The sequence below is a fragment of the Thalassobaculum sp. genome, from assembly GCF_040219215.1.
GTDB lineage: Bacteria > Pseudomonadota > Alphaproteobacteria > Thalassobaculales > Thalassobaculaceae > Thalassobaculum_A.
Genome location: NZ_JAVJSX010000008.1, coordinates 1 through 12494, shown reverse-complemented (window position 1 = coordinate 12494; position 12494 = coordinate 1). Strand labels below are relative to the sequence as shown.

Annotated in this window: 9 protein-coding genes; 2 read left to right on the top strand and 7 right to left on the bottom strand. The window is 54.8% G+C overall.

Features of this window, described 5'->3' with window-relative positions; genetic code table 11:
* Positions 1-184: 184 nt before the first annotated feature.
* Both RIC54_RS05345 and RIC54_RS05340 read right to left on the bottom strand, forming a co-directional pair.
* The gene (locus tag RIC54_RS05345) at positions 185-2734 is read right to left on the bottom strand and encodes an AAA family ATPase (RefSeq protein ID WP_350150826.1); all 2550 of its coding nucleotides are present in this window, start codon (positions 2732-2734) and stop codon (positions 185-187) included.
* Positions 2735-3142: 408 nt separating this feature from the next.
* Complete coding sequence (locus RIC54_RS05340) at positions 3143-4267, bottom strand: Fic family protein (RefSeq protein ID WP_350150824.1); 1125 nt, start codon at positions 4265-4267, stop codon at positions 3143-3145.
* Positions 4268-4554: 287 nt separating this feature from the next.
* Between RIC54_RS05340 and RIC54_RS05335 the strand changes: the two genes are divergently transcribed.
* Positions 4555-5136, top strand: coding sequence for a recombinase family protein (locus RIC54_RS05335; protein ID WP_350150822.1), 582 nt, complete (start codon positions 4555-4557; stop codon positions 5134-5136).
* Between the two features lie 289 nt (positions 5137-5425).
* Here RIC54_RS05335 and RIC54_RS05330 read toward each other — a convergent pair whose 3' ends face one another.
* Both RIC54_RS05330 and RIC54_RS05325 read right to left on the bottom strand, forming a co-directional pair.
* Positions 5426-8242: a hypothetical protein gene (locus RIC54_RS05330; RefSeq protein ID WP_350150820.1), complete on the bottom strand. Its 2817-nt coding sequence runs from the start codon at positions 8240-8242 to the stop codon at positions 5426-5428.
* A 128-nt stretch (positions 8243-8370) separates the two neighbouring features.
* The gene (locus tag RIC54_RS05325; protein ID WP_350150818.1) at positions 8371-8673 is read right to left on the bottom strand and encodes a hypothetical protein; all 303 of its coding nucleotides are present in this window, start codon (positions 8671-8673) and stop codon (positions 8371-8373) included.
* 255 nt (positions 8674-8928) lie between these two features.
* On the opposite strand from RIC54_RS05325, the gene RIC54_RS05320 reads away from it, so the two are divergent.
* Positions 8929-9894: a hypothetical protein gene (locus RIC54_RS05320; RefSeq protein ID WP_350150816.1), complete on the top strand. Its 966-nt coding sequence runs from the start codon at positions 8929-8931 to the stop codon at positions 9892-9894.
* A 66-nt stretch (positions 9895-9960) separates the two neighbouring features.
* Here the strand turns inward: RIC54_RS05320 and RIC54_RS05315 are convergent, their stop codons facing one another.
* The 3 genes from RIC54_RS05315 to RIC54_RS05305 all read right to left on the bottom strand — a co-directional run bounded on the left by RIC54_RS05315 (position 9961) and on the right by RIC54_RS05305 (position 12424).
* The gene (locus RIC54_RS05315) at positions 9961-10503 is read right to left on the bottom strand and encodes a hypothetical protein (RefSeq protein ID WP_350150813.1); all 543 of its coding nucleotides are present in this window, start codon (positions 10501-10503) and stop codon (positions 9961-9963) included.
* Positions 10504-10612: 109 nt separating this feature from the next.
* Positions 10613-11689, bottom strand: coding sequence for a dienelactone hydrolase family protein (locus RIC54_RS05310; RefSeq protein ID WP_350150811.1), 1077 nt, complete (start codon positions 11687-11689; stop codon positions 10613-10615).
* Positions 11690-11782: 93 nt separating this feature from the next.
* Positions 11783-12424 (bottom strand): hypothetical protein, encoded by a 642-nt coding sequence (locus RIC54_RS05305; protein ID WP_350150809.1) that lies wholly within the window; start codon positions 12422-12424, stop codon positions 11783-11785.
* Positions 12425-12494 lie beyond the last annotated feature (70 nt).

Below are 12494 nucleotides of genomic sequence, written 5' to 3'. Positions count from 1 at the left end.
TAAATAACTCAATATCTTACCGAACTGACAAGAACCAGTTTGTATGCCTCCTCTGTATCCGTTGTATCACCCGTCAGTGCTGAGACATGCGGCAGCTACGATCAGCTCGGTGTCGCTTCTAACGCACGCGAATCGTGGTTCCCTTCTTGCTTGAGAAAGCACCGTCGGATGATCTACCCCGACGCTATTCGGCGTCCTTAGGCTGTTCTGGGTTTGCCGGTGATGTGTCGTCACGTTGCCGCTTGTTGCTCGGACGCTCAGCCTTTCCGCGTTTGCTTCCGCCATGACGTTTGGGCCGCTGGGATTCCCCAGGTACCTGACCATTCGACTTCTCCTCGCGAAGCCCCGCCTGTGCGTTCGCCGCCATCACAGAGCGATAGGCATGCTTCAAGCCTTCGAGCCTTTCGAGAAAGCCCTCGTAATCCTGGATACGCTTAGAAGGGTCTTCGTGAAGCAAAAAATCTCGCCTTATCGGAATAATAGCGTTCCGTATTGCGTCTGCCTCGACCGACTCATCAAGCTGGGCTTCAATTTGGTTAAGAGCGATGGTTGCCTGTTCACGAGTTGCGTATCCAACGTTATCAGCCTTGAATAGACGAACCCGATCAAAGACGTGTGCTTCAAGCTTTTTGTTTGCGGAATCCTCTTTTGCTCGGCGAATAGCCTCATTTACCGCACGAAACACAACCTCCATTCGATAGAGAAATGTATCAATGTGCTTCTGCATATTCGGTTCTTGCTGACGGCATGCCTCTACAACGGCCTTTGCAAATGCGATTTTATCGATTCGCCCATTATGCTTTTTAACCTCCCGGTTGATCGCGTCGAGCATATGACCGCCTCTGACGAGTTCCGCTTCAATGGCTCTGAGCGGTATCTCGGGAGCGTCTCCCTCTCGAAACTTGGTCACGTCTGCGATAACAAGTTCCATAGCTCTGTGAGCCAATGGCACAGGTATGATGTCTTCGATCACAGGTGAGTCGGGCCAATCGGAAATATTCTCACCTATTTGTCTTAGATCAAGAACGTTTTCTGGTTTGATTAGTCTGCGTAGACGTTCGTCGCCCGCAAATTCCCTCTTGGCCTTTACACCCTCATCATCACCATCCAAGAGTACGACTACAGGTGGTTTGTCAGCTCCTTGTCCACGAATCCTGTACACAGTGTAACCGATCTCCTGAGCGGAACCGCTTGGAACGATCACCATGTTATTGAGGTCGAGTGTAGCATCCATGATACCCGGGGACCGCAGCCGGGTCAGGTTCGCGGCTCCGGCCAGCAGGATTTGATCTGACGGCCCCTCAACAAGCAGGTTTACAGAACCTACGAACGCACTTTCACCGACGAACGCACCAAATGCCGACCTCAGCGGTTCATAATGGTTTCGGCTGACACTCGGAACAACTCGCGTTCCGTCGAAGCCTGTTCCCTTTTCTAGAACGCGGATTCGCTCGGAATGGTTCTTATCGAGTAAGAACGGAGAATGCGTGACGTAGATGACTTGGATCGGATCAATGCCCGGCTCTGGTTCCGCTAAATCTCGAAACACTCTCATTAGGTCCTGTTGAGCCTCGGCGGAAAGATACGTGTCCGGCTCGTCCATCAGCAATATCGACTCCCGGCTTCCTGACGGTCTATGTATTTGCGTTTGTATCAAATAGGACAGAAAATACCGAAGACCACTGCTTCTCTCCGAGAACGTGTAGACCGTACCAGTGCGGTCTCTAATGACAAAGACCAGCTCTCGATCTCGGTTGGCAATTTTTAAACTAAAATCTCGATCCTGTACCCAATATCGGCGGAAATTCAACTTTCTTTCTAGTTGCTGATTCACTGCGTCTATTAATCCGCCGACATATCCATCATGTTGACCGTCTATAGCCTGAGACAATTCAGAAAGACTTGCTGGGTCAACCTCACCAAGAGTTAGCAACAAATCTCTTCCCAGGTAGAGTGATTTAAGTTCGTTGTTGCTCAATGTGTCAGACATTGGATCAGCAAATTCACCGAAAGCCTCAAGCACTTTCTCGGCGTTTTGCTTTACTGAATCTGCACCACCCTTCAGTATTGGCTTAACAGAGTTCAATGCCCTAATAAATCCGTCGATCTTTGTTCTTGAATGCGTTGCAAAAGGTGCATCTTCCCCCTGCTCAAGAAATGCGAAGGGAACTGAATTTGGTAATGCCACATCGGAATCGATGTTAAAGGGTTGTGGAACGATATCGGAAAGTCGTTTTGTTTCGTCTTGAGAAAGCTCATGTTTGTCAAACGTCTTCCCAGAACCAGGCGTCCAAACCGTCAATCGGCCTGGCTCTTCACGAAACATAAGGAAGCGACGAAAGGACGTATCGGATTGACCTAGAATATCCGCTATTTCAGTGGCTTCCTCCTTGGTCACATCATCCCATCCGACCCCAACATGCGGCCAACACCTCTGCCCGAGTGCCACCCCGAAGTAGGGGGAGTAACGACAGAGGTCCCGGTGCTCAATGGCTTTGCCTGTGGTGTCCTTCCCCGTGATCGCCTTCCTGATGACGCCGAGTAGGTGACTTTTGCCAGATTCGTTTGCACCGACTATCGTTGTGATTCTCGGATCAAGCTCGACCGTCACATAGGGGTAAAAGCGGTCCCGAAACATCTCCCACGGCTGCTTTGTGACACGTTCATCTAGCTTCCGAGCGTGGTCGAAATTGAACGACTTGTAGAAGCGTGCGTAAGCGGCTTTGAGCTTCACTGGACCCTCGCAATCACTAGGTCATTCTGTTTATAAGTATAAGTTGATATCGACATCTTCACGATGCCCAAGTCCGACGTCTATCGTCAGATTGACGGGAACCTCAACCGATCTGCCCTCGCGAGCCGCGGGGATTGCACTGGGTTGCACTCGCTGCCGAATCATCCCCCATAACGGTAGAATAGGCTCGGCTTCGAGACGCATCAATTGCGAATGCCTATTGAGGGATAGTCGGGACCTTCATGGCTTGGATCGCCTCGCTCCAGGCGATCTCTCAAGAACCACCGTTTCTGAGATGCCTCAAAGGGACCCCAGTCGGGTACGGCGATCAGCCGGATTCCAGTTCTCATAACTGTATCTCGAAACCTCGCCTCTCGATCATCCCCCATCTGACGTTTTCGAGAACCCCTATGTGCCCTCGTGCAGCAGGGCCAGGTATCGGCGGTAGGCGTAAACCCGGCCACGTCGCCTGCCGGTGATCTCCTCGACGATCTCCATCTCCACCAGGTCGGCCAACGCGGCGTTCACGGTCGGCATCGTCAAACCGGTCGCGGCCTTCGCGGCAGGTCCGGAGATGAACGGACGGGTCTGCATGGCCTCGTGCACCCGCAGGACGGACCCGGCTCGAACGCTCTGCGACGAGATGCGGTCCCGATCCGTCCGGAACATCTCGTCGATGCCGGTGGCGGTCTCGAATGCCTGGTTCGCGATCTCGATCACACCGTCCAGGAAGAACTCGATCCATGCCTCCCACGACCCTCGTTCCCGAACCTCCTGGAGAAGGCGGTAGTAGTCGGCCCGATGGGTCTTCAGATAGAGGCTGAGATACAACAGCGGTTGCCGGATCACGCCCGCCACGACCAGGAAGAGGGTGACGAGCAGGCGGCCGATCCGACCGTTGCCGTCGAGGAAGGGGTGGATGCTCTCGAACTGGACGTGCAACAGCCCGGCCTTGATCAGGGCCGGGAGATTCGGCGTCTCGTCGTGCATGAAGCGTTCGAACTGGTCGAGGCACCGTTGCATCTCGGCGACCGGCGGGGGCACATAGATGGCATTGCCGGGCCGCGTACCACCGATCCAGTTCTGGGTGGTCCGAAACTCTCCCGGCATCTTTGACCCGCCGCGTCCCTCACGCAGCAACCGCTCGTGCATCTCCCGAATCAGCCGGAGGGACAGAGGCAGCGACGACAGGCGGTCGAGCCCGTACATCATCGCGTCCACGTAGTTCGACACCTCCCGGATGTCGTCGACCGGCTGACCCGCCTCGGCGTTCATCTCGAACAGAAGGAGATCGTCGAGGGTCGACTGGGTGCCTTCGATCTGCGACGAGAGAACCGCCTCCTTGCGGACGTACATGTACAGGAACAGCGGTTGATCCGGCAGCCTGGCCGCGACACCGTCGAGACGCCCCAGAGCCCTCTCCGCCGTTGCAAGCCGGGTCACGATGGCGGGTGTGAGCGAGAGTGGCGGTTCCGGCGGAAGAGGCGGCGGAACGAACGACCGGACGATCTCGCCACCGACTGGCGTTTCCACGTAGCTCCCGAGGCGTGAACCGGTCCGATCGTCGCTTGTCATGCGGGCTAGTTTACCAACCACACGTCCTTAGTAAAGAATTATACCCTACAATTTAATAATAGAACGAACCGGTAAACCGACGCCAAAGGGCGATCTCCGAAGTCAATACTCACCCGTCAGTCCCGCAATCATTGCAATTATGAAATAGTAATGAAATTATGATTTAGATAATCTAAATAGTTGTTGCATTATATTCACTATTATGATAGATTTCCTTTTCTCATTAAACAATAAATGGGTTCGATATGCTGATCGGATACTGTCGTGTTTCTACAATCGATCAGAACCCGGACCTTCAGCGGGACGCCCTGACCAACGCTGGTTGCGAGCGGCTGTTCGAAGATCGCATGACTGGCACCAAGAAGGATCGACCGGGCCTGACCGAAGCTCTCGCGTTCGCCCGTCCGGGTGACACGATCACGGTGTGGCGGCTCGACCGTCTGGGTCGATCCCTCAAGGACCTCCTTCAGATCGTCGCCGACCTCGAAGAACGTAGTGTTGGGCTCCGATCCCTCACCGAATCCATCGACACGTCGAGCAGTGGGGGTCGGTTGATCTTCTCGATCTTCGGTGCCATCGGCGAGTTCGAACGGAACCTGATTCGCGAACGCACTCTCGCAGGATTGGACGCAGCACGTCGTCGAGGTCGAACGGGTGGGCGTCCAAGGTCGCTTTCGGAACGCGATATCCTGGCCGCAAAGGCGATGCTGACCGGCGATGACCTGACAGTGTCCGAAGTCGCCGACCGATTGGGCGTTAGCGTTCCAACGCTCTATCGGCACATTCCGGGCGGAAGGGCTGCCGTTTCCGCTGGGAATGCTGCCTAGTAACCGGTTCCTACCAAGCGGTCCTGCGTTCGGTGCTCCGAATAGGGTGCGAGGGTGGGGGAGGAAATGTACAGCTCTAATAATGTTCATATTAGGAACGCACATTACCTACCAAGTCGGTCTCGACAGCAAAACCACTACGCTCGAAGCCCGTAGATGGAACAAAACGAGCGTGGTGGGCGGCGGTTGAGCCGCCACGCCTCGCTCGTCTAGCGGGGGCGTGCGAATTGCAAATTCGCCGCGTTCCCCGCAACGATGCAAACGATCCTACTACGAGCACCGCCCCAGATCAGGCAGCCCGGTACCATCGATATCGCTGGTTCTCAGTGAATGCCTGAAACCCCAATTGGGCATACAGCCTCGGAGAAACGGCAACAGTGTGTTCCCCGGATATGTCCCGATACCTCATGCCTCTATTCCTGCCGAGGTCCTGAAACAGCGTGTCTCTATAGTACTTGGTCACAATGTCCTCGACCCTAAACCGTGACGCCACAACACAGAGCTTCGAATAGAGATCGGTCGACAGATAAGTGAGGACTGTCAGGATATCGTTCTTGATAAGGTCGTTAGACCCTCGGGCCGACTGATGGCTGAACGCATTCACTCCGTATCTGATAACCGGGTCGTTCGTGTTCTTAAGATTGTTCGAGATAACGACGGCGTTCTGGGATTTGGTCAGGAACTCTGAGCATAATCCCTCTATCTTTTGCTTCGAGGCCCTCTCATCGATGATCACAGGAACATCTGTGACCGGAAAGCCAGGAGCCTGATGCATGGACCAGACCCTGAAGCTCCCTCCTTTCGTTGGCTTGTCGTGAAGCTTCTGAATCACCTCGCCCACCAGGGCTTCCGTGGTCAACACGGTGATCCGCCCGCCCAAGCGTCTCGGCCACGACTTGGGTTTCACATAGTATTCTAGGCCTTCACAACTAGCATACATATCGACATCAGAAGCTGATCCAAACGGAGCAACGCTCGGGTCAACCGTAACCGTGTGTCTTCGAGCATACCCCTCATTGTGGATTCGCATCGTCTGCTCGAAGTCAGGATGCTCAGTGTTGCCATTGCTGTCCCGACATGCCTTTTCATAGGCATCCAACTTGTCTCTCAGACTGGGTTCATCCACAGAATTGAGGTGTTGGGCATAGCCTCTCGCGAACTCGACATCTGATGCGTGGTCGAATGCCACAAAGTCGTCGACCGTTGCTTCATCGAAAACCACGTGGCTGAAAACCAGCCCATAGTCGGAGTCGATACCATGAGCAGGCAGCAAGAACGCATTCGCCTGTTCGGCCCCCCAATTCATCACCACAGCCTGCGAAGTGAAAATCACAGTCTTCACATAGTCGAAGGGCAGCATCGCCCCGGAAGCGTCCTTCCATTGATCGTCGACCATTCCCAACATCATGCTGTAGACGGAGGGCTGTTCGACCTCGATTCCCTCTCGATATGACTGATGACCAAGCCTTGCGATGTCAGAGATCGACCGCTCTGGCTCAGAGCATATCGCACACGCTTCCTTATAAAGTTGGCTTGAGCTTTTAAGGACGACGGAACGGTACGGATTGCCTTCTCCGCGATGTATCTGATTGAATTCTTTCGCTTTCTGTAACGCCTGATCATATGAGCGGCACGCAAAAACCATAAACCCGTTCAGCGTCCGCAGAGGCTCTTCATCATCCGCAAATGCGGCCCAGCGAGCCATCTTCTCGCACCATTCATCGTGCCGCCGGATTGGCAACATCCTCATGAAACCGGTCGATTTTCCCGCACCCTCGACGGAGTGGATGACTGATCGCTTGGTCCAATTGGCATAGATCACCGACCGCTTCGCGACTTGGTCCGCTGCAATCGAGGCAGAGGTGCCCGCCATCCAAAATCTGCGTGCAAAGTAGTCGCCGGTTGGAGGGGAGCCTACGGTCGCTGCGGGTTCCGGGATTGTATTAGGCCGTACAGTTTGAAGGACCTGATCCAGCGTTAAGCCGCCGGGAAGACACTTCGGCAGCCCGCTCGGCCGATTGCCATTGTACGCGATGTTACAGTACGGCCCAGTCACGACGGTTGATGGCCTGGCGTCGGCGACGTGGTTCTTGAAGCGGAGGACGGCTGTACCGTGTTCTAGCTCCAGAGACACAGGCTCTGGGTAAATTCCCCAACCATGTTGCCTCAGAAAGTCCCTTATATCGGCCAACATCAGCTGATTTCCTGCAACTTCAGGGCTCCATGTGTATGCGATGGATGCCCGCTGCGAGCCAAATCCGACGCTGATTGTCGGATCGGTCAGCAGCCGGGTGCTTCCCTTAGGAGCCGATATCAGTATTTTCTCATAGAGGACTGTCTGCCGGACCTCTGCTCCCTCCAGTTGCCCGATCAACGACGGTTTCTCTAGATACCGCGTTCCCCAAGGCAAGCGACGAAGCTGCGTCGGACTACGAAGCCCTTCATCGAACGCTAGGCTGGTCCCAAGTTCTGATCTGATGATGTCGTGTAGGGCATCCCAGGCGGCTTGGTAGATTGGCCGTAGTTGGCTGTTAGGAACTGCCTGTATCCACTGCTGTCTTAGGCGTGAGGTGAGGGACCGTGGATCGCTCACAAAGTGTTTCGTTGAAACCACGATGTGCAGATGGACACTCTTGTTGCCGCTGAAAACAGCCATGATACCGCGATAGTCCACGTAGGCTGTTAGGTGCTGGTGCAAGGAGTCGAGAGGAGCTTTGCCGCGAGAGCCTTGGGTCCAACCCACTTGCTCTTCGAGCTCAGAGACAGAAGCGGCATCCACTTCGAAGGTGAATACCCACCAACCAGCGTTGGTGAGCCGATCTGACGGAAGTTCCCAACTCGAAGCGTGCCGATCATCATCGTAACCGGGACCAAAGGCCGGAATCCGGAGCGGATTGGTGAATCGGCTGTATAGGGGTTGGATATCCAAGTGGGAGACACCCTCTGCCAACGCGTTCTGAGCAGGGAGATGGTTGTAACCCGGCTGAATTTGGGAGTTCACCAGTGGGACGTGAACGGCATCATGATCCAACAATGGAATGATAAATTTCTTAAAGAACGCGTTTCGTTTCTTATAACTGGTGAGGCTGAAATCGAGTTGTTCCATTGCATGTTCCTTCTGTACTACTTGCTTCGTATCTGGAACAGACGAGAACATTTTCAATAAGATTCAATTGGTTCCGATTTTCAAATTAATATCAACAAGTTAAGTGACGTTAAAAATGACGCCCTCGCCTAGACGGCCGTCCCTGGCGTCGACATGGGAAAACCTTCACCAAGCTCGACGGTCCTCCCCAGCCACTGCGAGTGGAGCCTGGACCGCTTCGTCGAGAGGATTTCGAAGTCCAGCGACTGTTCCTCGAACACGTCGCACTGGTCTCCGAGCGTGCTGTACTCGAACGACGTGGCGATCACCTTCTGTGGTCGGCCTCGTCCCCAGCTCCGCATGTGATCCCAGAACGAGCGGAACTCCTTCTTGTCCATCTTGGTGAGATCGCCACGCAGCTCGGCATGGGCATCGCAGAACCGGGTCAGCATCGGCTCGCTTTGTCCATGCTTGCCGGGACTGTGTCGGCACCTTCAGGGTTACCGCACTGCACGACATGGTGTTTCACTACGGACGGCGGTACGATCAGCAGAATATACGACTTTGCGGTTTCGGACGGTGCCGAGGTCGCAATCGCAAATGTCGGGATGGGGCAACGGGAATGATGAATGAAGTTAGGATCGAAAAGGTTCTCCATCCCGGTTTGCACTTACAAATGAATATTCTTCATTAAGGAGACTAAGATAGTGGAGTTTGGGACTTTTCACGACATCTGGTCGAGGGTAATCAGACCATCTGCTCGTATTTTTTGTTTGATATTGTCATTTTTGGTGATTTCAGAGAGAGCGTCGTCAGAGATACTTAGGAACGATGGAGATATTAGAAATGTTACTAAAATGCGTTACGCGGGATCGTTGGCAGGCTTGTCTCAAAAGTGTTTTGGTAACTCTGAAATCAAAAATCTAATGGAATCGATACTTAATAGTGAAACAGCTAAGAAGGACCATGATTACGTTTTATTTTCTGATGTTCTATTTCCTGAGTTTACTGAATCATATCGTAGATTTATCGAGAACGACGAGTTTTGGTTTCCTGAGGATTTTCTGTTTGATGTGGCAAACTATAAATGTTCTTCGAAAGACAAAACTCACATTAGAGATTTCACGAAAGACCTTTTAGTAAAACTGGATAGTGTTTTTAAAGGTCGACAATTTGCTTCTTCTGATCAAAGCAGTAAAAGATATACCTTGATTTCATATAAAGGGAAAAATATCGGTGCCTATAATGGTTTAGAAAATGTAATTATTACTGATGATCAACTATTTTTTACCGATAAGAATTCAATAGATGAAATAACTTACAACAATGACGCTGTAGTTTATCAGATTTATTGGGTAAGCAAAGAGGAGTTTTTGTATTTTGGCTATGAAATAACGGGATACTACAATGGTAAGAACTTTGAACAATTTACGTATAATGTTGAGAGTGATTTTTTAAGCGGGTCATTTAGTGGGAATATTAATCGTGTTGCTGGAGTGGGTTATTTCCTTTCCGGTGGGGGAGTAGTATTCAGGGTTGAGATAGTTGGCGATGTTGTTGGTGATGATGCAGATAAATTAAAGCTGGGTAAGGTTTGCTCAACGTCCAACCTAAATACAAATGGGTGTGGCAATTCACCTATTTTAGAGGAGTTCATACTACAATTGCAATAGTATTTTATTTTATTATGAGGACTTTTGTTCGCCGGACACCTAGACTATTGCTGCCTGACATAGTACCTAGGGTGTCGACATGGGGAAACCTTCACCGAGATCGACAGTCCTTCCCAGCCACTGCGAGTGGAGCCTGGAACGCTTCGTTGAGAGGATTTCGAAGTCCAGCGACTGCTCCTCGAACACACCACACTGGTGCCCGAGCGTGCTGTACTCGAACGACGTGGCGATCACCTTCTGTGGTCGTCCTCGACCCCAGCTCCGCATGTGATCCCAGAACGACCGGAACTCCTTCTTGTCCATCTTGGTGAGGTCACCACGCAGCTCGGCATGGGCATCGCAGAACCGGGTCAACATCGGCTCGCGTTCCTCCTCCGTCGCCGCGATGATCACCCAGGAGAGAATCAACCCGCACATGGCGATCTGACCCGGACGCGGTGCGATGGTGAAGCGGTAGTCGCGTAGCCACTGCTCCTGCGACCAAGCGATCACCCACGACGCCCGCTCGCCCTCGATCAACTGGAGGCGACCGAGGATCGAGAACGCCATCATGCCGTCGTCGTTCGGATGCCCTCGTCCGATCAGAATTTCCCCGGTGATCGTGCCCAAAATCGCCTCCCTACAGTCGTGAGAACTGCAAAGGGGGTGACGCCACGCGGCATCACCCCCCTTCGGTCGGATGACGGAGCACCGTCGCCGGTGCCCGCCGTGGTCGGCGTCAGGAGCCGAGGTGGGCGGCGAACAACGCGACCGTCCGGGTCAGGGCATCGGCTGCCGCCTGTGCGTTGCGACCGATGTGAGCACCACGCTTGCCGCAGCCCTTCACCATCGAGCCGATGAACCCGGTCCAGGACTTGCCGACCGAGCTGTACTCACCGGCCCGCTCCTCGCCGTCGTCGCCGATCACCTGCTGCGGGCAGTCATTGAACTGCCAGGCCTCGGCGTACCACCAGACGTCCCGGTCGCTGATGAAGCCGTGGCGGGTGTTGTCGTACTTCACGATCTCGACCGAGGCCCCGTGGTTCCGCATGCCCTCGGCGTTGATGTCGCAAAACGCAGGATCGGTGTAGTCGTCGGCGGCACCGACCAGCATCAGCACCGGAGCACCGGTCGCCACGTGATTCTCGAACTTCGATCCGCAGCCCGGATAGATCGGCACGTGTGCGGCGAATCTCGGTCCACCCGGCAGCACCGTCGACACGAAGGCTTCGTTCGCCGTCAGATTGGATACCGTGCCGCCAAACGAGAACCCGGTTACGCCGATCTTCGCGGGATCGACATCCGGACGCTTGGCGAGGGCATCAAGGGCCATCAGAGCATCCACGACACGCGAGGCACGGGAGAGCTGACCCTGGTTGCGGGTGGTCTCGCTGATGCCGCGACCGGAGTAGCTGTCGGCGAAGAAGGTGCCGATGCCCTTCGCCAGGAGAGCGTCGCGAAGATCGTCCTTCCAGGGCTGGTAGTTCGGATGATCCGGCTGGCCGGACCCGTGCTGCACCACCACGACCGGATGACGACCTTCGGACTTCGGCAGGTAGAGGGTGCCGGTCAACGTGTGCGAGGTCTTCTTCCAGGTGCCCCGGTACACGTCCCGCATGAAGTCCATGTCGTAGCCGACATACGAGACATCGGTCTTCGTGTACGGCAGCTCGACCTTCGCGGTCTGCTCGGTCGCGACCGGCGACGACGACGCAGTCGATCCGCTGGTCCCCGTCGTCTGGCATCCGGCGACGGCCATCACGCCGACAACGACGACGCCGACGATCAGTCTCGACTTCAACGATTCACCGTTCATGCACTTCCCCCTGCAATGTGATGGTTGTTCAGTATCGCCGTGACATCTCCGCTAAGACCGGCTGGCGATTGTCGGTATCCGGGTGGGTCGATCTCAGGGTGCCAGCAAGCCGGTCACGAACTCCGGGAACGCCTGATGCATGTCGGCACCCGAGAACGCGATCTCGATGTCCTGGTCGATGATCCGGTTGCTGGCGAGGAACCGACCGAGACGGGAATCGCTGGCAGAGATCATCGCGAGGTACTCCTTCGCGACCTCTCCTCGCTCCCGCTCGATCTCCGCCTTCCTGGCGGGCTCCGGTTCGAGGCCGGTGTACACGATACCGTGGAACAGGAAGACCGCGTCGGCGGCCGCCAGACGCTCGTCCGCAGCCGAGAAGATCAGCAGGCACGCCGACATGCACCGGCCACCGGACGGCACCTCGGCGATCACCGTCGTGCCTTCGCGACGTGCCGCACGGATACCCTGGACGATGGTCTTCGAGGCCTCGAACCCGCCACCGTCCGAGTTCAGCCGAATCCGAACCGGCTCCGGATACGGCGTCGCCAGCATGGCCGCCGCAAACTCGTTCACGAACACTTGGTCGGCCAAGGGCCGGATCGGACCCTCGATCTTCAGGACGCCGTCGTCGAAGCGGATGAACGACCGCTCCTGTCCGACAACCGGCGATGCCGCGACGAGCCCGGCACCGAGCAACAGGAAACCGACCGCGTGCCGGACGATGAAGTCGGACACGCGGGAGAAAGGACGAGTGACGATGTCAGCCTCCGTTGAGCTTGCGGCGGGGGAGATACTTCCTCGGCAC